Here is a 22,404-nt window from a genome sequence, read left to right on the forward strand (position 1 = left end):
TCCCGCTGCCAGCGGCGGGTCTTGGCTTCGTAGACTTCTCGCCGCGCGAGGACGGGGTGGGCCGCGCGACCACGTTGAAACACGTCCGCGAGCCGTGCGGCGCGTACACCCGCCACCGGTCGCCGTCGAGCCTGATCCCGAGGCGGCAAGTGGTGGCCGCGAAGGGTCGATCGCGTCTTCGGTGCCGACGGGCGCGGGACTCCGTCGAACACGGGTGCGGCGCGTTGTTCCACACCGTCTGGAACACCGCGCCGGCGGCGGCATACCGACCCGACAGTGCAAGTCGGGTCGCCCGGCCCAGCACCTCCATCAGCACCTCGTCGCGCGACAACGCCGCGCGCAGGGCCGCCAGTTGCTCAACGAGCGGCAGTTGTCCGATGCGCACGGCGCTGTCTGGCAGATCTCGTCCAGTGTTCATGGCTCCCGACTCGTCCGGGTCAGGCCGAGTGGGGAACGTGTCGCAACGCCGGATCCTCGGCGACGTCATCCATAAAGGACGCCGTCGTGGTGAACAGGTCGTGCCGCGGCCCAGGCGCGATATGCAGTGCCGCGTCGAGGTAGAAGACGAGCACGCCCAACAGTGGCCGCGGATAAGTCACTTCGACTGGCGGTTCCGATTTGTCCGCCAATCTCGTGAGCTGCGCGACCGTGCCTGCCAGCCGGGTGGGTGCCGGATCGCCCGCCTGGGCGACCAAGTCCGACAATCTGGGGTCAAGGATGTCCTTGGGGGGCTCCTTGTCCAGGATCTGCGCGATCCGCTGATGTGAGGTGCCGATGACCTCGGCGATTTCGCGCAGGCTCAGTCCTGCGTCGCGCAGCTCGTTGGCAAGTTGCCAGCGGGCCGCGTCACGACACAAGTTCGCGAAGTCGGCTTGCTTCTCCCATTGGCGCAGGTCTCGGAGCATCTCGAACGATTGGTGGCTGCCCTGGAGGAACTGCCACTGGATCCAGAATTCACCGAATTCAAGGTCCGTCAGCGTTGAGATCAGGTCCACGACGGTGTCCTGCAGTTCGTCGAAACGGTCGACGTCGGTCGCGCCACCCGCAAGCCCGTCGACAACTGCCACCCACAGGCCGTCCTCCCGGGTGACGGTCACCGGGTAGACCGGGAGATCGCTCATCGATCCTCCGTCCATTTGTCGCCGAAGATCGGCGTCAGGGCTTGTTCGATGGTGTTCATGACGGTCCGCGACATCTCGCGCGAATGGCCGGTCATTGCGAATCGGCCGACTTCCCCGTCGTGTTCATCCAAAATCACGTACAGCGTGTGTGACCCCTTTCCTCGGCCCGGCATTTCCCTGACCCGGAGGTTGTGACCTCGGGCTCGTTTGCGTACCAAGCTCAGCATGGCGCTAGGTCGCAACCGTTTGTTGACCACATCGTACGTCTAGCCCACTAGACGCGCCAGTGTCAAATCGCATAGACGCCGGCTAGTACCCGCGGATCCCCACCCTGTTGTGCAGCACCAGGGAGTTCCCCTCAGCCGACGGCAGCCCGAGCCGCGTGTCGATCATCCGGCTGAACGGCCCACACCCACTCGATCGAGGCACCGTGAACGCCGTGTCGGCGATGCTGAACCGCACCACCAGCGGGTTCGTCGAGACCACCTCGGTCGGTGTCCGCCGCTTCACCACGAACCGGATCGGCTCCGCGTCGGTTCCGATCGCGCAGGTCGAAGGCACCCCGAACCCCTTGACCGCCAGCTTCAGGTGCACCTCGCCCATGCGCTGGTCGTTCGACTGGAAGTCCGAGAACCCGCCGTACTGGAACTCCAACGACAGGTGGCTGCGCGGCACCCGCACCGGCTCCGCTCGCAGCGCGCCGAAGGTTTGGGCGAAGCGGCCGTCGAGGGTGCCCTCGGCGAAGGTCATCCGCAGCATCGGCAAGTCGAGGGTGGGCAGCGTGCCGAACTTGACGGTTCCGGTGGCCGCCATCTCCTCACAGCGCCATTTGGCCGGGTCTGCGCCGGTCGGCAGGACGGTGGGGCAGTCGGCGAAGGTGAACTCAGGTGTGACGGCGGCGGCCGGGGCGGCGGCGAGGCCGACCAGCGCGGCGGCGGCGGCGAACGTGGCGGCCAGGCGTGAACTCTTCATGCGGCCAAGCCTGTCCGGTGACTGCGGCAAGATCATCAGGTAAGACCCTGGCCACGACCCGGAGCGGACCCTGACCGGGACGGCTAACGCGGGCCCCGCCCACGCGAGGAACACCGTGTGCGAACCTTCGCACTTGCACCAGGAGGTGGTCGCGATCAGCTCGCACCAGTGGATACGAACCGTGCCGTGTATCGACGCGGCTGGACGGCATCGTGAGATGTCCGTCTATCTCGACGCGGAGGGGAACATCGGGATCTCCGTCCCGCCCGGCGAAACCGCCCGTCTGCCCTCCGCCGACACCGTGCGGATATTGCAGGACGTGTTCGCCGCCGCGATGGTCGAGCAGCGTCGGATGAGCGCGCTACCGGCGTAGCGGGACAATGCGAAACGGCGCCGACCAGCGAGATGTTCTCGCTGGTCAGCGCCGTTTCGACGCGCTACGGCGTCAGGCCTTCTTGGTCTCCCAGAAGATCTTGTCGATCTCGCCGATCAGGTCGAGCAGGGCCTGGCCGGTGGCCGGGTCCATCGAACCCTTGGTGCCGCCCGCGCCCGCGGCCTTGGTGGCGCGGTTGAACAGGTCGTGCAGTTCCGGGTACTTCTCGAAGTGCGGCGGCTTGAAGTAGTCCGTCCACAGGACCCACAGGTGGTGCTTGACGAGCTCGCTGCGCTGCTCGGCGATCAGGACCGCGCGCGTGCGGAACTCGGGGTCCTCGTTGTCCTGGTACTTCTGCTGGACCGCCTTCACCGACTCGGCTTCGATGCGGGCCTGGGCCGGGTCGTACACGCCACACGGAAGGTCACAGTGGGCTGTGGCCTCCAGTCGAGGCGCGAGAAAGCGCGACAACAGTCGCATTGTTCCTCCATGGGCGAACGGGGGGTGCTCCGACGATTCGACCCTACTCCGGGCACGATGAGCGGGCAGGTGGAGGTGATCGTTGACTCTCGAAAGTCGAATGCCGCTCAGACGGGTGACGGTGCGCGGTGCGTCCATGGCGCCCGCGTTGTCTGGCGGCGACGTCGTTCTGGCGATCCGGGGAACGCCCAAACCCGGGGACGTGGTGCTGGTGACCTGGCCGAGCAGGCCGGGTCAGCTCTCCGTCAAGCGCGCCGTCCGGCCCGCCGGCCACCTTTGGCATGTCGAAGGCGACTTCTCCGAGGCCTCAACCGACTCCCGCTACCTCGGGCCTGCCCGAGTGCACGGCGTGATCCGCTGGCGGCTGTGGCCCAATCCGGGCCGGATTCAGCCCCGCAGGTCCGCGTAGCGCGCGAGGCAGGCCTCGTACGTCGGCAGCAGCCCAGCGGCAGCCGCTTCGGCGAGGGACGGGGCGGCGGCGTCCTTCTCCGACAGGATCGGCTCGTCGACGGACCAGGGCAGCGCCAAGTCCGGGTCCAGCGGGTTGAGGCCGTGCTCGGAGCCCGGGTTGTAGCCGGTGGAGCACAGGTACGACAGCACCGTGTCGTCCTCCAGCGCCACGAACCCGTGCGCCACCCCTTCCGGCACGTACACGGCGCGAAAATCGACGGTGTCGAGCCGGACGGCGTCCCAGACGCCGTACGTCGGCGAGCCGACCCGCACGTCGACGACGAAGTCGAGCAGGGCGCCTTGCGGGCAGTAGACGTACTTGGCCTGACCCGGCGGCACGTCGGAGAAGTGCAGCCCGCGGATCGTGCCGCGGTGGGAGCGACTGTGGTTCGTCTGCGCGACGGTCAGCCGGTGTCCGACCGCTTCGGCGAACGCCTCCCCTTGGAACGGCGACACGAAAAGGCCCCGACTGTCCGGGAAGGTCCGAGGGGAGAACTCGGTCGCGCCGGTGACCTTCAGTTCACGTGCCTGCATGGCCCCGAGCCTAGTGATCGACCTCTCCGGAAATGAGCACCATCCACGTGTAACGCTCCGAACAGGGCTCCGTCACAAACCAAACCGGACGGACGTCTTGGTGAAACTGCTTCTGACGTGCGGCTTTGGCGGCCTTCGATGTGATCCCGGCCGCAGACAGGTCACACTTGTGCTGTCACACTGTGCGCACCGCAGCGTCCATCGGTCGCCCGCCCAACACCCCGGGCAAGCGACCGGAACCCCCGCCGTCGACCAGCTCCGATGTCCCGTCAACCACGACGCAACCCCCGCGCCTGTGCGACTGGAAGACAAGCCCGTGTCCGGACTCGGAGCCCCGTCCGGCAATCCGCTCGCGTGTGCCCGTGAGCGCACTGCGAGATCCTGGAGGACGCCACTCATGACCGCACTGAATGACTACCGAGAGACTCTGCGAGAAGACCCAGTGAGCGATTCCGCCCCGATCACCGATGAGGAGATCTTCCGCGCCCACGAGGGCGGGAAGCTCGGTGTAGAGGTCACCAAGCCGCTGGCCGACCCGAGGTCGCTGTCGATCGCCTACACCCCCGGGGTGGCCAAGGTGAGCCGCGCGATCGCCGAGGACGCCTCGCTCGCGGCCCGCTACACGTGGGCCTCGCGCCTCGTGGTGGTCGTCTCCGACGGCACGGCGGTGCTCGGCCTCGGCGACATCGGCGCCAGCGCGTCGCTGCCGGTCATGGAGGGCAAGGCCGCCCTGTTCAAGATCTTCGGCGGACTCGACTCGATCCCGCTGGTGCTCGACACGACCAACGTCGACGAGATCGTCGAGACCCTGGTCCGGCTGCGCCCGTCGTTCGGCGCGGTCAACCTTGAGGACATCTCCGCGCCGCGCTGCTTCGAGCTCGAAGAGCGGCTCATCGAGGCCCTGGACTGCCCGGTCATGCACGACGACCAGCACGGCACCGCGATCGTGCTCCTCGCCGCGCTGCGCGGGGCGAACACGGTCCTGAGCAAGGACATCGCGAACCAGCGGGTCGTCATCGCGGGCGCGGGCGCCGCGGGCATCGCCTGCGCGAAGATCCTGCTGGCCGCGGGCGCGGGCGACGTGACGCTGCTCGACTCGCGCGGCATCATCCACGAGGGCCGCGACAATCTGAACCCGATCAAGGAACAGATGGCCAAGGTCACCAACGTCAACGGGCTGCGCGGCGGCCAGGCCGAGGCGCTCGCGGGCGCCGACGTCTTCGTCGGGCTCTCGGCGGGCACCGTGCCCGAGGACGTGGTGGCCACCATGGCCAAGGAATCCATAGTGTTCGCGCTGTCGAACCCCGACCCGGAGATCCACCCCGACATCGCCCGCAAGTACGCGGCGATCGTGGCCACCGGGCGCAGCGACTTCCCGAACCAGATCAACAACGTCCTCGCCTTCCCCGGCATCTTCCGCGGCGCACTGGACTCCGGCGCGCGCCGGATCACCGAGCGGATGAAGCTGGCCGCCGCCGACGCGATCGCGGCCGTCGCCGAGGAGGACTTGGCAGTTGACAAGATCGTGCCGAGCGCCCTCGACCCCCGGGTCGCACCCGAGGTCGCGGCGGCGGTGGCACGGGCCGCGAAGGAGGACGGGGTAGCCTGAGGCCGGCGGGATGCTCGGCAGCGGTGCCCCACCCGCCTACTCGAGGGTGGAGGGGATCGCTCCGTGGCCGAGCATGTCGTGCGCGTCGGGCTTCCCGGAGCCGGGAGGCCCGCGGGAGCACTCGACGTCGACACCGGTCGCATTCTCGCGCCTGACCGGGGCGAATCGAGCGCCGCGGATGTACTCGCGGACGTGGCCGCGGAACGCGCCCTGTTACTGGAGGCCCAGCGGATAGCCCGACTGGGCAGTTGGACGTTCGACCTGGCCTCAGGTCTGGGCTACCTCTCCGACGGTTTGTGCAGGTTGTGCGGGTTGTCCCCGCGCGCCACGCTCGATGAGCTGCTCACCCTCGTCCACCCCGATGACCAGCCCGCGGTCGCGCGCTTCCGCTCGCGGCTGTGCCGATACCGATCGGCCCAGCCCATCGAGCTGGAAGTGCGCGACCTCGCTGGTGAGCGCACCTACCTGGTGCGGGCGCGCACGGAGTGCGACGCCGACGGCAAGCCGTCGAAGGTGCACGGCACCGTGCAGGACTTCACGAAGTTCCGCGCGATGGAGCGCCAGCTCACCCAGGACGGCAGGCTCTTCCGCGAGGCGCAGCGGGTCGCCCGGCTCGGCACCTGGGAGTGGAACACCGAAACCGGTGACTGCCTGTGGTCATCGATGCTCTACGAACTGGCGGGCGTGGAGCCAGGGACGAAGATCACATACGCGGATTATCTGGAGCTCTGCCACCCCGACGACCGCGGCTGGGTCGACCAGCGGTGGCAGGAACTTGCCGGCATGAAGCGGCCAGTGGAGTGCGAGCACCGGGTCATCCGGCCCGACGGCACCCGCCGGGTGTTCCGCATCCGCGGTGAGGCGGCCGGGCCCGACAGCGGCGACGCCGTGATGATCGGCACCGCCCAGGACGTCACCGAGCAGCGCTCCACGGAAACGCGGATGCAGCGCTCCAGCAAGCGGTTCACCGACCTGGTCGCGATCACACCAGTCGGCATCGCCCTGTTCGACGACGCCGAGCGGCTCGTCGACGCCAACGACGCCCTCTGCTCGCTGCTGGGCATGGACCTCGACCAGCTGCGCGGGATGACCGCCGAGCAGCTCACCCACCCCGACGACCGGGCCACGCCCCGCGGCGGCTCCCACTCGTTCCAGAGTGGACAGCGAGTGCTGGCCACCGCGGCAGGCAAGCCGGTGTACTGCGAGCTCAACGCCACGGTCTCGGTCGCCGACGACGGCCAGCGGTTCTGGTTGGTGGTCTTCGCCGACGTCACCGACCGCAGGCGTGCCGCGGAACGGTTGCGCTACCAGGCCACCCACGACGAGCTGACCGGTCTGCCGGGCCGCGCGGCGGTCAAGGAACTCCTCGCGAAGCTGCTAGGTGGACGCGACTTCGAACGCATCGCGCTGCTGTTCTGCGACGTCGACAACTTCAAGCGGGTCAACGACTCCCTGGGTCACGACGTCGGCGACGAGCTGATCACCGCGCTGGCCCGGCGGCTGGAGCGGGGACTGCCGCCGAGCTGCACGGTCGCCCGGATGTCCGGCGACGAGTACGTGGTCATCTGCTCCGACGTGGAGGAAGTCGGCGGTGTCGACGCGCTCGCCAACCTCGCCGCGAGCCTGCTCCGCACCGCGGTCCCCGTCCGTGGCCAGCTGCTTCGCGTGTCGGCCTGCATCGGCGCGGCCGTCCCGTCCGGGCCGGACACCAGCGGCGCCGACCTGCTGCGCTTCGCCGACGCGGCCATGTTCGCCGCGAAGGCGCGGGGCACCGGGCGGGTGTCGCTGGCCAGCGACGCCCTCATCGCCTCGGCCAACAGCCAGATGCTCCTCGAAGGCCAGTTGCGTGAGGCCATCGCCAACGACCAGCTCATCCTGCATTACCAGCCGGTGGTGGGCCCGGACGGCACGGTGCTCTCCGCCGAGGCCCTGGTCCGCTGGCCGCACCCGGAACGCGGGTTGCTGCTGCCCGGCGAGTTCCTCCCCGTCGCCGAACAGGGCGACCTGCTGGGCGAACTCGACCGCTGGGTCCTGCGCGCGGCGCTGACCGAGGCGGCGGAGTGGCCGCAGATCAACGGAAGCACCCTCGACGGGGGAGTCGGCATCGCCGTCAACCTGGCGGGCCTGGTGCCCGGCGACCCGGAGTTCGTCGAGGTCGTGTGCGCCACGGTCGCGGCCACCGGCGTCTCCTGGGACCGCGTGGTGCTCGAACTCGTCGAGACCAGCCTGATCGACCTGCCGTCGCGCAGCCGCGAGGCCATGGCCGAACTGGTCGAACGCGGCGTGCGCTTCGCCGTGGACGACTTCGGCACCGGCTACTCGTCGCTGGCCAGGCTCAAGGAACTGCCCGCGCAGATCATCAAGATCGACCGCCGCTTCGTCTCCGGCGTGGCAACGGACGCCTCCGACTTCGCCGTCGCCCGCGCCTTGGTCGACATGGCCCGCGCGATGGGCCGAAGCTGCGTCGCAGAAGGCGTCGAGAACGCCACCCAGTTCCATGTGCTGCGGGGTGTCGGCGTCGACGCCTACCAGGGCTGGCTCTTGTCGCGCCCCCTGCCCGCCAAGGACTTCCGCGAAATCCTCCGCATGGGCCCGGTCCACATCCCAAGCGGAGCCTGACCGCTGTTTCCACGGGTGAGAACGTTCCGCCGATCGTGGCTGTTGCGGGTACGGAGACACCCCGGTCTGATTGGGCAATGATCAGAGACCGGCAGCCCGCCCGCTTGCGGGCGTTGGCGATGGAGTTGAAGGCGGCCCGCGCCCTCACCGGGAAGACCACCCGGGAAGTGGCCAAGGCCATCGGGCTGTCCGTGGCGACACTGAATCGCACTGAGAAGGCCAAGCGGGTCTCATCGATCGCCGACATAGCGGGACTCTTGGCGTTGTACGGGGTCGTCGGGGCCGATCGGCAGCGCATTCTCGAATTGGCGGAGAACCTTGACGGTCGGGAATGGCTGGAACCGGGTGACAGCCTGCCGCGGCTGTTGGCTCCCCTGGTGGGTTTCGAAGCGCAGGCGGGGTCGATGGTCGAGTTCGCGCCCGCATACATCCCTGGCCTGCTCCAGACACCCGCCTATATCCGGGCGATCATGGCGTTCGCGACGACCGACGACCAGGGACGTGCGGAACGGGTCGCCACGCGACTGGCACGACAGCAAGTACTGGCCAAGACGGTAAGCCCGAAGTTCGTGGCCATCATCGATGAAGCGGTATTGCGCAGCTCCTTCGGCGGTCCGGAGGTGATGGTTCAGCAGCTTCATTGGCTGATCAGTCGTGCGCACCTGCCGGAAATCACAATCCAGGTGATCCCGTTCAAGCACGGCGGATATCGGAAACCAGGTAGCTACAAGTTGATGGAATTCAGGTCAGACGCGCCGCTCGTCTACATCGAGAATGATGGCGCGTCCGGCTTCCTCCATGCCCCGTCCGACGTCGACAGGTTCGAGGGACGTACCGCTGATCTGGCCAGGCATGCCTTGGGACCCGCCGATACGGTGAATTTCCTGAAGAGAATGGTGGCCGACTACGAACGAAGCTGAAACAGGATGGATGCCGAGGCCGGCTGCGTGGAGGTCGCCTTCGCGCTCGAAATCCGCATGCGGGGGACTTCAAACCCCGATGGGTGGTCGCTGCGTTCTCGCTATCGTCGCGGTCACCGGAGCGGTTGGCTGATCTCTAGCCGCTCTGCGCAGCCGTGAGGATCGCCGCCACGCGGTGCCGGGGCAGATCGATCAGCCGCTCACCCAGGTCCGCTTCATCCGGCACCAACTCGGCGATCCGCTCCCGAGCCTCCCGCTTCGTCAGCGTCCCGCCGCTCGCCTTGATCAGCGCTTCCCGCCAGAGGTTCCCGAGCTTGCCGTGCACCCGGTCCAGCAACGCTGCCGCGACGCTTTCGGTTTGCGCGGGTTCGGCGACGACGACCGCGTGTTTGCCGTCCGGGGTGCTGCGGTGGAACGTGAGCCGGTACTTCGCCCCCACCAACTCCCGCAACGCCACCTGACCGCGCTGGTCGGCGATATCGGGATGGTTGTTGCCCACCAACGCCCCCACCCGCCGCGAAGGCCCCGCCAGCAGCGTCCGCGCCAGCCACGGCCCGGGGTCGGCGCTCAGGTCGAATGCCACCGAACCGGCCGCCTGGACCGGTGCGGACCAGCCCGGCCCGAGAAGCGTCGGCTGGGCCGCGTCCTCCCCGCGCGTCAACCGCAGGAGCGCTGCCACGGCCGCCGGGTCGGAGCCCGTGGACTCGATCGACTGCGGGCCGTGCGTGTAGATCCCGGTCTCGCCGCCGCGGACCGCCGCCTCGGCCAGCTTCGCCGACTTGCCCGTCGGCTGCAGCACGTACAGATCGCTCGCGCTGCCCACCGCCTGCGCGCCCAGGTACCGGTTGAACCCCGGCAGCACCGCCTCGAACACCAGCCCCAGCCGCAGCACCTCCTGCTGCACCTTCAACCCCAGCGCCGGGTTCCGCTCGCTGTACCCATAGGCGACCACGACCCGCCCCTCCGGTCGCAGCGACTCCACGCCCCGCGCCAGGAACAGCCGCATCCCCTCCGGCGTGTACGGCGGGTCGGTGAAGACCAGGTCCGCTTCCACCTCGGGCACGCCGAACCGCAGGTCGGCGTGCAGGCAGCGGATGTCGAGCCCGCGCTCCCGGGCCGTCGCGTCGATGTAGGCCAGCAGGTCCTCGTCGAGGTCCACGACGGTGGCCGACAGCTCCGGCCGCAGGGTGCAGGCGGCCAGGGCGGTCAGGTCGTGGTCGCCGACGCACAGCAGCCGCGCGCCCGGCAGGTGGTAGGTCTCGTCGAGCCACCGGGCCCGGCGCAGCATCGTGTCGAGGTCGGCCTGGACGTGGTCGAGCGCGCGCCGGGGCTTGGGCACACCGTCGAGGTAGCGCTCGAAGACCGGCCGCAACTCGTCATCGGTCGCCGTGGGCGGCGGGGTGACCAGGGCCGGGTCGACCTTGTCGAGTCGCCACTGGTCTCCGTCGCGCTGGGCGCCCGCCGCGGCCAGGAGGTCTTCGACCGTGCGGCGGGGGGCGGCGCTGGTGCGGATCAGCCAGTCCAGGGTCCGCGGGCCCTCGGTGAGCGCGGCGGCCAGCAGGCGCAGCGGGCGGGAGTGCACGCCGCGATCGGCGAGGAAGTTCGCGAGGGAGTCGGCCACAGTCAAGAGAGCCTATGAGGACTGTGGACACCATGGCCGCAAGGGGGCCTAGATCGTGGAACGACCTGCCACTGTCGGTCCTGCGAGCTAAGGTCGAGCGATCAACGGCCGGCAAGGAGCCGTGCGACCCGAGGAGCTTCGAGTGATCGAGTTCCAGGCCGTGACGAAGCGGTACGACGACGGCACGGTCGCGGTGGACAGCCTGGACCTGGCGATCGAGGACGGCGGCATCACCGTCCTCGTCGGCCCGTCCGGTTGCGGCAAGACGACCTCCCTGCGGATGATCAACCGGATGATCGACGCCACCTCCGGCACGATCCTGCTCGACGGCGCCGACATCCGCGCGCAGTCGCCGGCGAAGCTGCGGCGCGGCATCGGGTACGTCATCCAGCACGCAGGCCTGTTCCCGCACCGCACCGTCCTCGACAACGTCGCCACGGTCCCGGTGCTGCTCGGCACCCGCAAGTCCGCCGCGCGCAAGCAGGCCGCGGAGCTACTCGAACGCGTCGGCCTGCCCGCTGAGCTGGGCAAACGCTATCCGTCGCAGCTTTCCGGCGGGCAGCAGCAGCGGGTCGGCGTGGCCAGGGCGCTCGCCGCGAACCCGCCCGTGCTGCTGATGGACGAGCCGTTCAGCGCGGTCGACCCGGTCGTGCGCGACGGCCTGCAGGAGGAGCTGCTGCGCCTGCAGGCCGACCTCGGCAAGACCATCGTCTTCGTCACCCACGACATCGACGAGGCCATCAAGCTCGGCGACAAGGTCGCGGTGCTGCGCGTCGGCGGCAAGCTCGCCCAGTACGCCACCCCGGCCGAGCTGCTGGCCAAACCCGCCGACGACTTCGTCGCCTCCTTCGTCGGCCGCGACCGTGGCTACCGCGCTCTCGGTTTCCTTTCCGGTCAAGGTGTTCCGGTCGGACCGGTGGCGACGGTCGCGTTGGGCGCGTCCGCCGAGCAGGCGCGGGCGAGCCTCGACAACGGCTGGGCCGTCGTGGTCGACGACGCGAAGCGTCCCCTCGGCTGGGTGTCCGACGCCTCTTTGTCTACAGTGGACCAAGTTCGCGCCGAGGACCTCGTCTCCGGCGGCTCCCTGTTCGAAGTGGACAGTGGGACGCTGCGCACCGCTCTCGACTCGGCGCTCAGTTCCCCTGCCGCCCTTGGCATCGCGATCGACGCCCAGGGCACGGTGGTCGGCGGGGTCGTGGCGGACACTGTCGTCAAGGCGCTGGGCGACGCCCGCCGCTCCGGCGAGGTGCCCACATGACCTGGATCCTCGACCACCTCGACGAGCTGTTCACCGTCAGCCTGGACCACCTGTGGCTGGCGCTGATCCCCGTGGTCGTAGGTCTGCTGATCTCGCTGCCGCTGGGCTGGATTGCGAGCCGCTCGCGACTGGCCAAGTCGATCCTTGTGCCCACTGCGGGGATGCTCTACACGATCCCGTCGCTGGCGCTGTTCGTGCTGATGCCGCTCATCCTCGGCACCCAGATCCTCGACCCGGTCAACGTCATAGCCGCCCTGACCATCTACACGGTCGCGCTGCTGGTCCGGTCGGTCGCCGACGCCCTGGCGGCGGTCCCGCCCGCCGTCACCGCCGCCGCCACCGCGATGGGATACCGACCGCTGGGCCGGTTCTTCGCCGTGGAACTCCCGCTGGCGGTGCCGGTCCTGCTGGCCGGTGTGCGCGTCGCCGCGGTGTCGAACATCAGCCTCGTCAGCGTCGGCGCGCTCATCGGCGTCGGCGGGCTCGGCAAGTTCTTCACCGACGGCTACCAGCGCGGCAATCCGGCCGAGATCATCGCCGCGATCGCCGCGATCCTGGTGTTGGCTCTGCTGGTGGAGATCGTCCTCGTGATCACCGGCAGGCTGCTGACGCCGTGGGTGCGGGCGGGAGGCGCACGATGAGCGTGTTCCTGCAGGTCTGGGCTTGGCTCACGAACCCGGACAACTGGGCTGCCAACGCCATCCCGCTGCGCCTGCTGCAGCACCTGCGGTACACCGCCACCGCGATCCCGATCGCGGCCCTGATCGCCGTTCCGCTGGGCGCCTACATCGGCCACACCCGACGCGGCGGCACCCTGGTCGTCGGCCTCTTGAACTCGGTTCGAGCGTTGCCCGAGCTGGGCATGCTGGTCCTGCTGGTGCCCGCCATGGGTTTGCTGCTCGCCTTCGAAGCGCTCACGATCGTGCTCGTGCTGATCGCGGTCCCGCCGCTGCTGGCCGGGACGTACGCGGGCGTCCGCAACGTCGAGCCGTCCATTGTGGACGCCGCGCGTGGGATGGGGATGAGTGAGCGGGAAGTGCTGCTCAAAGTCGAACTCCCGAACGCCCTGCCGCTGATGCTCGGGGCGCTGCGGGCGGCGACGCTGCAGGTGATCGCGACGGCCAGCATCGCGGCTTTCGTGGCGCTGGGCGGACTCGGCCGGTTCGTCATCGACGGCAACTCGTTCCGCGAGTTCGACCAGATGGCCGGGGGCGCGGTGCTCATCGCGGCGCTCGCGATCACCGTGGAGCTTGTTCTCGCGGGTGTGCAATGGCTGGTGGTCTCGCCGGGACTGCGGCCGACCCGCACCAGGAAACGGAAAGCAACGACGTGAGGAGATCCTCGATGAAGCGCGTACTCGCCGGCGCGGCGACCACGCTGGCCACGGCGCTCGCCCTGAGCGCGTGCGGCGGCGGGTCCGACCCGCTCGGCACCTCGACAACCGCCGCCCCGCCCGCGGCGACGGACACCATCGCCATCGGCTCGGCGAACTTCCCGGAGAGCACCCTGCTCGCCGAGATCTACGCGAGCGCGCTGGAGGCCAAGGGTGTCAAGGTCACCAAGAAGCTCAACATCGGCAGCCGCGAGACCTACTACGCCGGCCTGCAGGACGGGTCGATCGACCTGATCCCGGAGTACACCGGAGTGCTCCTGCTGCACGTGAACAAGGCAGCCAAGGAATCCACGTCCGACGAGGTCTACGCGGCGCTGCAGAAGGCGCTGCCGGAGAATTTGACCGTGCTGGCCAAGTCGGCGGCCGAGAACAAGGACGCGGTCGTCGTCACCAAGGAGACCGCGGACAAGCTGGTCGTCAAGTCCATCGCCGACCTCGCCGCCAAGGGCCCGGTCGTCTTCGGCGGCCCCCCGGAATTCCAGAAGCGCGCCGACGGCATCCCCGGGCTGCAGTCCAGCTATGGCCTGCAGGTCTCGGAGTACAAGTCGCTCGACGTGGGCGGCCCGCTGACCGTGGACGCCCTGAAGAGCGGCGTGGTGCAGGCGGCCGACCTGTTCACCACCGATCCCGCGATCACCAGCAACAACTTCGTCGTCCTGGATGACCCGAAGTCCAACTTCGCCGCCCAGAACGTCGTCCCGCTGATCAATAAGTCCAAGGCGACCGACACGGTCAAGCAGGTCCTCGACGCCATCTCGGCGAAGCTGACCACCGAGACCCTGATCGAGCTCAACACCAAACTGAACGCCCCGGACAAGCCGGACGCGTCGAAGGTGGCCAAGGACTGGTTGGCCTCGGCCGGAATCTGAGCTGTCGACCGGGCAGGCGTCGCACTGGCGTCTGCCCGGTTCGGCCATGAATGCGCGACACCCCGCACCTGAACGCGACGTGCCGACCCCAACGGCCCGACCTCAGCGGCCCCGACCGATCCATGCCCACGACCTCGATCCGCAGGGGCCGAACCGGCACCACCTGCCAGGGCATGCCCAACCGGGCAAGGGCGTCACCGCTCGTTCGCCGGGTCGTGTCCGCCGATGCGGCCACTCAGCTCAGCCGCCGCCCGCCTGGTCTCCGCCGCCAAGTCCGGCCAATGTTCCCCGCATTCCGTCTCGGTCGCACACGAATGCCGGAACGTGGTGCTGATCGCCGCGACCGGATGGCCGCCGTGGTCGAAAACAGGCGCGGCCACCGACGCGAAGCCGACCGTCACGTAACCGTCCTCGACGGCCCACCCCTGCCGCCGCTCGGCGCTCAGCAACCCCCGCAGCGCGGGCAGGTGCGCGGGTCCCCGACCGGTCCGGTCGACGAAAGCCCCACGGCCCGGGAACAGGGCACGCACCTGCGCGGCGGGCAGGTGCGCCAGCATCGCCCGGCCGGACGCGGGCAGGTGCGCGGGCAGCCGGACACCCACATCGGTCACCACGGTGTGCGGGTGCGCGGGCTGTTCCCGCAGCAGGTACAGGGTTTCGCCGCCGTGTAGGACACCAAGGTGGGCGGTGTGCCCGGTGCGCTCGATCAGCCGCCGCAGCACCGGTCGGGCGAGGCGTTCCAGTGGGTCGTGGCGCAGGTACGCCGAGCCCAGTTCGAACGCCGCCAACCCCAGCCCGTAGCGCCGCTCCTCGGGCAGGTGGGTCACGAAACCAGCGTCGGCCAGCTCGCCGAGCAGGTGATACGTCGTCGACCGGGGCAGGCCCAACTCCCGGGCGACCGCCGCCGCCGTCACCGGGCCCGCCTTGCCCGCGAGCAGGCGCAACACCGCCAGGCCGCGCCGCAGCGCGGGCACGTCGCTGCTCACACCCACCAGCCCACGGTAGCTCAGTCTGGTATTTCAGACACTCTCACCCGATTCCCCCTCGTGCGCGGGCAGGCCACGCGTTGAGATGGGCGCATGCTGGAACTGGTTGAGATCGACGGCGGCCCGCTGACCCGCGCGGACGTTGTGAAGGTCGCCCGGAGCGCCGCCCGGGTGCGCATCACCGAGGACGCACTGGCTTCGGTCGCCAAGTCACGCGCGCACATCGAGGAACTGGCCAACGCCGCGCAGCCGACCTACGGCGTCTCGACCGGGTTCGGCGCCCTCGCCACCCGCCACATCCCGCTCGACAAGCGCGCCGCCCTGCAGCGTTCGCTGATCCGCTCGCACGCCGCGGGCGCGGGCCCGCACGTCGAGGACGAGGTCGTTCGCGCCCTGATGCTGCTGCGCCTGCGCACCCTCGCCACCGGCCGCACCGGCGTCCGGCAGTCCACCGTCGAGACGATGCTGGAGCTGCTCAACCAGCGCATTCACCCCGTCGTGCACGAGTACGGCTCGCTGGGCTGCTCCGGCGACCTCGCGCCGCTCTCGGCCGTGGCGCTCGCGCTGATGGGTGAGGGCATGGTCCACGACCGCACGGGCGCGCTCCGCCCCGCCGCCGAGGTGATGGCCGAGCGGAACGTGCGCCCGGTCGAGCTGGCCGAGAAGGAGGGCCTCGCGCTCATCAACGGCACCGACGGCATGCTCGGCATGCTGTGCCTGGCCCTGGCCGACCTGCACGCCCTGCTCGACGTCGCCGACCTGACCGCCGCGATGAGCGTCGAGGCGCTGCTGGGCACCGACCGCGTCTTCGCCCCCGACCTGCACGCGCTGCGCCCGCACCCCGGCCAGAGCGTGTCCGCGGCCAACATGTCCCGCTTCCTCGCCGGGTCGCCGATCGTGGAGAGCCACCGCGGCCCCGAGTGCAACCGCGTGCAGGACGCCTACTCGCTGCGCTGCTCGCCGCAGGTCCACGGTGCCGCCCGCGACACCGTCGGCTACGCCGAGACCGTCGCCGACCGCGAACTGGCCTCCGCCATCGATAACCCGGTGGTGCTGCCCGACGGCCGCGTCGAGTCCAACGGCAACTTCCATGGCGCGCCCGTTGCCTACGTGCTCGACTTCCTGGCCATACCGGTCGCCGACGTGGCCAGCATGGCCGAGCGGCGCACCGACCGGATGCTCGACGTTGCCCGCTCGCACGGCCTGCCGCCGTTCCTCGCCGACGACCCCGGCGTCGACTCCGGCCACATGATCGCCCAGTACACGCAGGCCGCGATCGTCTCCGAGCTCAAGCGTCTCGCCGTCCCGGCGTCGGTCGACTCGATCCCGAGCAGCGCGATGCAGGAGGACCACGTCTCGATGGGCTGGTCGGCCGCGCGCAAGCTGCGCAAGGCCGTCGACGGGCTGACCACGGTCCTGGCCGTCGAGTTGCTGACCGCAGCCCGAGCGCTGGACATGCGCAAGCCGCTGCTGCCCGGTCCGCTGACCGGCGCCGCCGTCGCCGCGCTGCGCGAGCATGTCGATGGACCCGGCGCCGACCGCCACCTCGCTCCCGAAATCGCCGCCGCCGAGGACCTGATCCGTTCCGGCGACCTGATGAACGCCGTCACCCGGAGGACCGCATGAGCACCGCCCGACCCGTGCGCGCTGCCCGAGGCACCACGCTGACCGCCCGCAACTGGCAGACCGAGGCCGCGCTGCGGATGTTCCACAACAACCTCGACCCCGAGGTCGCCGAGCGGCCCGACGACCTCGTCGTCTACGGCGGCACCGGCAAGGCGGCGCGCAACTGGGCCAGCTTCGACGCGATCACGCGCGAGCTGACCAACTTGGCCGCGGACGAGACTCTCCTTGTGCAGTCCGGGAAACCGGTCGGCGTCATGCGCACCCACGAGTGGGCGCCGCGGGTGCTGATCGCGAACTCGAACCTGGTCGGCGACTGGGCCACCTGGCCGGAGTTCCGCAAGCTAGAGGCCGAGGGCCTGATGATGTACGGCCAGATGACCGCGGGCTCGTGGATCTACATCGGCACCCAGGGCATCCTGCAGGGCACCTACGAGACCTTCTCCGCCATCGCCAACAAGCGCTTCGGCGGCACCCTGCGCGGAACGCTGACGCTGACCGCCGGTCTGGGCGGCATGGGTGGCGCGCAACCGCTTGCGGTCACGATGAACGACGGTGTAGCGCTGTGCGTCGAGGTCGACCCCGAACGCGCCCGCCGCCGGGTCGAGACCCGCTACCTCGACGAGCTGGCCGACTCCCTCGACGACGCCGTCGCCCGTGTCGAGCAGGCCAAGCGGGAGAAGCGACCGCTGTCGGTCGGCGTGATCGGCAACGCCGCCGAGGTGTTCCCCGAGCTGCTGCGCCGGGGCGTCGACATCGACATCGTCACCGACCAGACCTCCGCGCACGACCCGCTGGCGTACCTGCCGCGCGGTGTCGACGTGGCCGACTGGCACGACTACGCGGCCAAGAAGCCCGACGAGTTCACCGACCGCGCCCGCGAGTCGATGGCCGAGCACGTCGGCGCGATGGTCGGGTTCATGGACAAGGGCGCCGAGGTCTTCGACTACGGCAACTCGATTCGCGGCGAGGCCAAGCTCGGCGGGTGTGAGCGCGCGTTCGACTTCCCCGGGTTCGTGCCCGCCTACATCCGGCCGCTGTTCTGCGAGGGCATGGGCCCGTTCCGCTGGGCCGCGCTCTCCGGCGACCCGGCCGACATCGCGGCCACCGACCGGGCGATTCTGGAACTGTTCCCGGAGAACGAATCCCTTGCCCGCTGGATCAAGATGGCGGGGGAAAGGGTTGAGTTCCAAGGACTCCCGGCGCGCATCTGCTGGCTCGGCTACGGCGAACGGCACCTGGCGGGGCTGCGGTTCAACGAGATGGTGGCCAACGGCGAGGTGTCCGCGCCGATCGTGATCGGCCGCGACCACCTCGACTGCGGCTCCGTCGCCTCCCCGTACCGGGAGACCGAGGCGATGGCCGACGGCTCCGACGCGATCGCCGACTGGCCGTTGCTCAACGCGCTGATCAACACCGCGTCCGGCGCCACCTGGGTGTCGATCCACCACGGCGGCGGCGTCGGCATCGGCCGCTCGATCCACGCCGGCCAGGTCACCGTCGCCGACGGGACACCGCTGGCCGCGCAGAAGATCGAACGCGTGCTCACCAACGACCCGGCGATGGGCGTCATCCGGCACGTCGACGCCGGGTACGACCGGGCGGACGAGGTCGCGGCGGAGCGCGGCGTGACCGTTCCCATGGCGCGGTCGTGACGGCCGCCGGTCTGCTGGGGGACATCGGCGGCGTCGGCGCGGACCCCCGGCGCGGCGGCTTCTCCCGGCACGGGTTCGACCGGTCGGAACTGGAGCTGCGCGAGTGGTTCCGCGCCGAGGCCGCCGCGCGCGGGCTCGACGTGGAGACCGATCGCAACGGCACGATGTGGGCCTGGTGGGGCACGCCTGGAGATGGCGCGGTCGTCACCGGCAGCCACCTCGACTCGGTTCCCGGCGGCGGCGCCTACGACGGCCCGCTCGGTGTGACATCCGCGCTGGTCGCGGTGGACCTGTTGCGCGCCAAGGGTTTCATCCCTGGCAAGCCGTTCGCCATCGCCGTGTTCGCCGAGGAGGAGGGCGGCCGGTTCGGCGTCGCCTGCCTCGGTTCCCGCCTGATGACCGGCGCCCTCGACCCTGACGCGGCCCGCAGGCTCACCGACCCCGACGGCGTGACGTTGGCCGACGCGGTGCGCGCAGCCGGGCTCGACCCGGCCGGACTGGGCCCGGATCCTGTTGCCATGGCCCGGATCGGTGTGTTCGTCGAGCTGCATGTCGAGCAGGGCAAGGGACTGGTGGACCTGGGTGCGCCGGTGGGAATGGCCAGCTCGATCCTGGCGCACGGCCGCTGGCGGTTCAGCTTCGCGGGCGAGGGAAACCACGCGGGCGCCACGCTGCTGACCGACCGCCGCGACCCCATGCTCCCCGCCGCCCAGGTAGTCCTCGCCGCCCGCCGCGCCGCGTCCGGCATCGAGGGCGCCCGGGCCACGGTCGGCAAGGTCGTGCCCAACCCGGGCGGCACCAACGTCATCGCGTCCACAGTGGACGTCTGGCTCGACGCCCGAGCCGAGGACGACTTCCGCACTCGGGCGGTGGTAGCCGACATCAGGGACGCCGCGCGCGTGGCCGCTGAGGAGGAGGGCTGCACGGTCACCGTGACGGAGGAGTCCTACGGTGACACCGTGATCTTCGACCCTGCGCTGCGCGACGACCTCGCGGCAACCCTGGGCGGCGTCCCCGCCCTGCCCACGGGCGCAGGACACGACGCGGGCATCCTCGCCGCCCACCGCCCCACGGCAATGCTGTTCGTTCGCAACCCAACCGGCATCAGCCACGCCCCCGCGGAGTTCGCAGAAGCCGACGACTGCACGGCCGGAGCGGTGGCCCTCGCCGACGTCCTGGCCCACCTGGCCCGATGACCACCTATCGTTGCGAACGGGCCTGGCTCCCCGACGGCATAGCCACCGACGTCCTGATCACCGTCGTCGATGGCACGATCACCGCCGTTACCCCTGCCCACGGCGCCGTTGCCGACCCCGCCCCTGCCGGCGGCATCGCCGCGAGCACCCCTGGCCACGGCACCGCTGTGACCACCCCTGCCCACAACGCCGCCGTGGCCCCAAGCCCGGTCCATCCACAGGCTTGTCCACAGCCCCAAGCCGACCCCTCCCTTTCGTCACCCCCCACCGATAGACTGGCCAAGGGCCGTCCCCCCGGGGAAGGGCGGGGGCTGCCCGGGGGCGGGATTTCGTCGCGGGAAGTGCCGGGGGAGCTGCGGGCGGTCGCGTCGCGCGGGCTGCCTGAGAACGTGGTTTCGTTGCGGGGGCTGGTTTTTCCCGGTTTCGCCAATGCGCATTCGCATGCGTTTCATCGGGCGCTGCGGGGGCGGACCCACGGTGATGGTGGAACGTTCTGGACGTGGCGTGAGCGGATGTACGCGCTGGCCGCCAAGTTGGATCCCGATACCTACCTGGCGTTGGCCCGCGCCGCGTATGCCGAGATGGCCCTCGCGGGGGTCACCTGCGTCGGCGAGTTCCACTATCTGCACCACGCCTCCGGTGGCCGTCGCTACGCCGACCCCAACGCCATGGGCGCCGCGCTGATCCAGGCCGCGAAGGACGCCGGGATTCGGCTCACCCTGCTCGACACCTGTTACCTCGCAGGCGGAATCGGCGCCCCCGTGTCGGCCGAGCAGGTCCGGTTCAGTGACGGCACCGCGCAGGCGTGGGCGAGTCGGGTCGCCGACCTCAAAGCCGATGCCAACACTCGGATCGGTGGCGCGATCCACTCTGTGCGCGCGGTTCCCCGTGCGGCGCTGTCCGAGGTCGGTGCCTGCCAAGGGCCGCTCCACGTCCACCTCTCTGAGCAGCCCGCTGAGAATGAGGCGTGTCTCGCCGCATATGGCCGCACTCCCACCGAACTCCTGGCCGACGCTGGTGTCCTCGGCCCCCGCACCACGGCCGTGCACGCCACCCACCTCACGGCAGGCGACATCGCCCTCCTCGGCGGGTCCGGCACCGGCGCCTGCTTCTGTCCCACCACCGAAGGTGACCTCGCCGACGGGCTCGGCCCCGCCTGCGAACTGCTGTCGGCGGGATCGCCGCTGTCCCTCGGCAGCGACCAGCACGCGGTTGTCGACCCGCTGGTCGAAGCGCGCGCCCTCGAACATGGCGAACGGTTCCGCACCGGTGAGCGCGGCAGGCTGAGCCCGGACGAACTCCTCACCGCGATGACCACCGCCGGTCACGCCGCCCTCGGCTGGCCGGAGGTCGGACAGCTCAAAGTGGGCGCCCCGGCCGATTTCGTCGCCGTCCGACTCGACACGCCGCGCACAGCCGGATGCCTGCCGGGACAAGCCATGTTCGCCGCCACCGCGTCCGATGTGGACACAGTGGTGGTCGGCGGCCGCATGGTCGTCCGCGACGGCAGGCATATGCTCGGTGACGTCGGATCATTGCTGGCCAACGCGATCGAAGGGCTGTGGGCGTGAGCATCCTGGTGACCGGCATCGCCGAACTGACCACCAACGACGACGAACTCGGCACCCTCACCGACGCCGCGGTGGTGCTCGACGGCGACCGCGTCGCCTGGGTCGGCACCGCCGCCGACGCCCCCGCGGCTGACGAACGGGTCGACGTCGACGGGCGGGCAGCCCTGCCCGGCTGGGTCGACAGCCACACCCATCTCGTCTTCGCCGGCGACCGCACCGCCGAGTTCGCCGCCCGGATGGCTGGGAAGCCTTACACCGCAGGCGGAATCGCGGTCACGGTTGAGGCGACCCGCGCGGCCACGGACGCTGAGCTCAGCGCGGGCCTGCGCCGCCACGTCGCCGAGGCGGTCGCCCAGGGCACGACGTACCTGGAAACCAAGACGGGCTACGGCCTCACGGTCGAAGACGAGGTCCGCTCCGCCCGCCTGGCCGCCGAGCACGCCGACGAGGTCACCTTCCTCGGCGCCCACCTCGTCCCGCCGGGCACCGATCCACAGTCCTATATAGACCTCGTCACCGGCGAGATGCTCGACGCCGTCGCACCGTACGTGCGCTGGGCTGACGTCTTCTGCGAAACCGGCGCCTTCGATGAGTCGCAGTCACGCGCGGTGCTCACGGCCGCCGCCGCCAAGGGATTGGGCCTGCGTGTGCACGGAAACCAACTCGGGCCGGGCCCCGGCGTCCGCCTGGCAGTCGAGCTGAACGCCGCCAGCGTCGACCACTGCACGCACCTGACCGAGTCCGATGTGGACGCACTCGCGAACAGCGACACCGTGGCCACGCTGCTGCCCGCCTGCGACCTCTCCACCCGCCAGCCCCTCCCCGACGCCCGCGCACTACTCGACGCCGGCGCCACCGTCGCCCTCGCCTCCAACTGCAACCCCGGCTCCTCCTACACCTCGTCGATGGCCTACTGCGTCACCACCGCCGTCCTGCAGATGCGCATGTCCGTCGCCGAAGCCGTCCGCGCCGCCACCTGGGGCGGCGCCCGCGCCCTGCGCCGCGAACACGAAGTCGGCATCATCCGGCCCGGCGCCCGCGCCGACCTCCACGTCCTGAACGCGCCATCGGCCACCCACCTCGCCTACCGCCCCGGCGTCCCCCTCACCTGGGCCGTCTGGCGGGCAGGGAAACGGACGACCTGAGGACAGCGC

20 protein-coding genes are annotated in these 22,404 nt (G+C 70.1%); 14 read left to right on the plus strand and 6 right to left on the minus strand.

Going from position 1 to position 22,404, the window contains the following annotated elements; translation table 11 throughout:
- Positions 1-437: 437 nt before the first annotated feature.
- Complete coding sequence (locus ACUZ2Y_RS24760; protein ID WP_476323009.1) at positions 438-1,097, minus strand: hypothetical protein; 660 nt, start codon at positions 1,095-1,097, stop codon at positions 438-440.
- Between the two features lie 333 nt (positions 1,098-1,430).
- Positions 1,431-2,093 carry a hypothetical protein gene (locus tag ACUZ2Y_RS24765; RefSeq protein ID WP_476323012.1) on the minus strand — a complete coding sequence of 221 codons (663 nt, stop codon included), beginning with the start codon at positions 2,091-2,093 and terminating at the stop codon, positions 1,431-1,433.
- A gap of 217 nt (positions 2,094-2,310) precedes the next feature.
- Between ACUZ2Y_RS24765 and ACUZ2Y_RS24770 the strand changes: the two genes are divergently transcribed.
- The gene (locus tag ACUZ2Y_RS24770; RefSeq protein ID WP_476323015.1) at positions 2,311-2,466 is read left to right on the plus strand and encodes a hypothetical protein; all 156 of its coding nucleotides are present in this window, start codon (positions 2,311-2,313) and stop codon (positions 2,464-2,466) included.
- Positions 2,467-2,538: 72 nt separating this feature from the next.
- Here the strand turns inward: ACUZ2Y_RS24770 and sodN are convergent, their stop codons facing one another.
- Positions 2,539-2,946: a superoxide dismutase, Ni gene (sodN, locus tag ACUZ2Y_RS24775; protein WP_091381659.1), complete on the minus strand. Its 408-nt coding sequence runs from the start codon at positions 2,944-2,946 to the stop codon at positions 2,539-2,541.
- 115 nt (positions 2,947-3,061) lie between these two features.
- Between sodN and ACUZ2Y_RS24780 the strand changes: the two genes are divergently transcribed.
- On the plus strand, positions 3,062-3,355 hold the full coding sequence (locus ACUZ2Y_RS24780) for a S26 family signal peptidase (RefSeq protein ID WP_476323019.1): 294 nt from the start codon (positions 3,062-3,064) through the stop codon (positions 3,353-3,355).
- Here the strand turns inward: ACUZ2Y_RS24780 and ACUZ2Y_RS24785 are convergent.
- Positions 3,334-3,930 carry a dTDP-4-dehydrorhamnose 3,5-epimerase family protein gene (locus ACUZ2Y_RS24785; protein ID WP_476323022.1) on the minus strand — a complete coding sequence of 199 codons (597 nt, stop codon included), beginning with the start codon at positions 3,928-3,930 and terminating at the stop codon, positions 3,334-3,336. The genes ACUZ2Y_RS24780 and ACUZ2Y_RS24785 overlap by 22 nt on opposite strands.
- Positions 3,931-4,327: 397 nt before the next feature.
- On the opposite strand from ACUZ2Y_RS24785, the gene ACUZ2Y_RS24790 reads away from it, so the two are divergent.
- The 3 genes from ACUZ2Y_RS24790 (at position 4,328) to ACUZ2Y_RS24800 (ending at position 9,078) form a co-directional block, all read left to right on the plus strand.
- A complete protein-coding gene (locus tag ACUZ2Y_RS24790; RefSeq protein WP_476323025.1) occupies positions 4,328-5,539 on the plus strand; it encodes an NAD(P)-dependent malic enzyme in 1,212 nt (403 codons plus the stop codon).
- Positions 5,540-5,602: 63 nt separating this feature from the next.
- Positions 5,603-8,158, plus strand: coding sequence for a bifunctional diguanylate cyclase/phosphodiesterase (locus tag ACUZ2Y_RS24795; RefSeq protein WP_476323028.1), 2,556 nt, complete (start codon positions 5,603-5,605; stop codon positions 8,156-8,158).
- Positions 8,159-8,235: 77 nt separating this feature from the next.
- Positions 8,236-9,078 carry a helix-turn-helix domain-containing protein gene (locus ACUZ2Y_RS24800; protein ID WP_476323032.1) on the plus strand — a complete coding sequence of 281 codons (843 nt, stop codon included), beginning with the start codon at positions 8,236-8,238 and terminating at the stop codon, positions 9,076-9,078.
- Positions 9,079-9,214: 136 nt separating this feature from the next.
- Here the strand turns inward: ACUZ2Y_RS24800 and ACUZ2Y_RS24805 are convergent, their stop codons facing one another.
- Positions 9,215-10,699, minus strand: a complete 1,485-nt coding sequence (locus ACUZ2Y_RS24805; RefSeq protein WP_476323035.1) for a bis-aminopropyl spermidine synthase family protein — start codon at positions 10,697-10,699, stop codon at positions 9,215-9,217.
- A gap of 142 nt (positions 10,700-10,841) precedes the next feature.
- On the opposite strand from ACUZ2Y_RS24805, the gene ACUZ2Y_RS24810 reads away from it, so the two are divergent.
- From ACUZ2Y_RS24810 to ACUZ2Y_RS24825, 4 genes are read left to right on the plus strand one after another with little or no spacing between them, the layout of a single operon-like run.
- On the plus strand, positions 10,842-11,957 hold the full coding sequence (locus ACUZ2Y_RS24810; protein ID WP_476323038.1) for an ABC transporter ATP-binding protein: 1,116 nt from the start codon (positions 10,842-10,844) through the stop codon (positions 11,955-11,957).
- Positions 11,954-12,598, plus strand: coding sequence for an ABC transporter permease (locus ACUZ2Y_RS24815; RefSeq protein WP_476323041.1), 645 nt, complete (start codon positions 11,954-11,956; stop codon positions 12,596-12,598). Before ACUZ2Y_RS24810 ends, ACUZ2Y_RS24815 begins: the two co-directional genes overlap by 4 nt.
- Positions 12,595-13,290: an ABC transporter permease gene (locus ACUZ2Y_RS24820; RefSeq protein WP_476323044.1), complete on the plus strand. Its 696-nt coding sequence runs from the start codon at positions 12,595-12,597 to the stop codon at positions 13,288-13,290. Before ACUZ2Y_RS24815 ends, ACUZ2Y_RS24820 begins: the two co-directional genes overlap by 4 nt.
- Positions 13,291-13,301: 11 nt before the next feature.
- Entirely contained in the window at positions 13,302-14,219 is a 918-nt protein-coding gene (locus ACUZ2Y_RS24825; protein ID WP_476323047.1) for an ABC transporter substrate-binding protein, read from the plus strand.
- 194 nt (positions 14,220-14,413) lie between these two features.
- Here ACUZ2Y_RS24825 and ACUZ2Y_RS24830 read toward each other — a convergent pair whose 3' ends face one another.
- Positions 14,414-15,211 (minus strand): IclR family transcriptional regulator, encoded by a 798-nt coding sequence (locus ACUZ2Y_RS24830; protein ID WP_476323050.1) that lies wholly within the window; start codon positions 15,209-15,211, stop codon positions 14,414-14,416.
- 87 nt (positions 15,212-15,298) lie between these two features.
- On the opposite strand from ACUZ2Y_RS24830, the gene hutH reads away from it, so the two are divergent.
- The 5 genes from hutH to hutI all read left to right on the plus strand — a co-directional run bounded on the left by hutH (position 15,299) and on the right by hutI (position 22,395).
- Complete coding sequence (gene hutH, locus ACUZ2Y_RS24835; protein ID WP_476323053.1) at positions 15,299-16,831, plus strand: histidine ammonia-lyase; 1,533 nt, start codon at positions 15,299-15,301, stop codon at positions 16,829-16,831.
- Positions 16,828-18,483: a urocanate hydratase gene (gene hutU / locus ACUZ2Y_RS24840; RefSeq protein ID WP_476323056.1), complete on the plus strand. Its 1,656-nt coding sequence runs from the start codon at positions 16,828-16,830 to the stop codon at positions 18,481-18,483. Before hutH ends, hutU begins: the two co-directional genes overlap by 4 nt.
- Positions 18,480-19,679 carry an allantoate amidohydrolase gene (locus ACUZ2Y_RS24845; protein WP_476323059.1) on the plus strand — a complete coding sequence of 400 codons (1,200 nt, stop codon included), beginning with the start codon at positions 18,480-18,482 and terminating at the stop codon, positions 19,677-19,679. The genes hutU and ACUZ2Y_RS24845 overlap by 4 nt, the downstream gene beginning before the upstream one ends.
- Before the next feature lie 341 nt (positions 19,680-20,020).
- Complete coding sequence (locus ACUZ2Y_RS24850) at positions 20,021-21,250, plus strand: formimidoylglutamate deiminase (protein WP_476332058.1); 1,230 nt, start codon at positions 20,021-20,023, stop codon at positions 21,248-21,250.
- Positions 21,247-22,395, plus strand: a complete 1,149-nt coding sequence (gene hutI, locus ACUZ2Y_RS24855) for an imidazolonepropionase (protein WP_476323062.1) — start codon at positions 21,247-21,249, stop codon at positions 22,393-22,395. The genes ACUZ2Y_RS24850 and hutI overlap by 4 nt, the downstream gene beginning before the upstream one ends.
- Positions 22,396-22,404: the final 9 nt, after the last annotated feature.

It is taken from the genome of Actinokineospora sp. UV203 (genome assembly GCF_056323665.1).

What these genes read in the sequence shown, in the direction of transcription:
- ACUZ2Y_RS24825 (WP_476323047.1), top strand. Translation starts at nt 13,302, where the DNA reads ATGAAGCGCGTACTCGCCGGCGCGGCGACCACGCTGGCCACGGCGCTC.
- ACUZ2Y_RS24815 (WP_476323041.1), top strand. Translation starts at nt 11,954, where the DNA reads ATGACCTGGATCCTCGACCACCTCGACGAGCTGTTCACCGTCAGCCTG.
- hutH (WP_476323053.1), top strand. Translation starts at nt 15,299, where the DNA reads ATGCTGGAACTGGTTGAGATCGACGGCGGCCCGCTGACCCGCGCGGAC.
- ACUZ2Y_RS24785 (WP_476323022.1), bottom strand. Translation starts at nt 3,930, where the DNA reads ATGCAGGCACGTGAACTGAAGGTCACCGGCGCGACCGAGTTCTCCCCT.
- hutU (WP_476323056.1), top strand. Translation starts at nt 16,828, where the DNA reads ATGAGCACCGCCCGACCCGTGCGCGCTGCCCGAGGCACCACGCTGACC.
- ACUZ2Y_RS24765 (WP_476323012.1), bottom strand. Translation starts at nt 2,093, where the DNA reads ATGAAGAGTTCACGCCTGGCCGCCACGTTCGCCGCCGCCGCCGCGCTG.
- ACUZ2Y_RS24770 (WP_476323015.1), top strand. Translation starts at nt 2,311, where the DNA reads ATGTCCGTCTATCTCGACGCGGAGGGGAACATCGGGATCTCCGTCCCG.
- ACUZ2Y_RS24790 (WP_476323025.1), top strand. Translation starts at nt 4,328, where the DNA reads ATGACCGCACTGAATGACTACCGAGAGACTCTGCGAGAAGACCCAGTG.
- ACUZ2Y_RS24820 (WP_476323044.1), top strand. Translation starts at nt 12,595, where the DNA reads ATGAGCGTGTTCCTGCAGGTCTGGGCTTGGCTCACGAACCCGGACAAC.
- ACUZ2Y_RS24800 (WP_476323032.1), top strand. Translation starts at nt 8,236, where the DNA reads ATGATCAGAGACCGGCAGCCCGCCCGCTTGCGGGCGTTGGCGATGGAG.
- sodN (WP_091381659.1), bottom strand. Translation starts at nt 2,946, where the DNA reads ATGCGACTGTTGTCGCGCTTTCTCGCGCCTCGACTGGAGGCCACAGCC.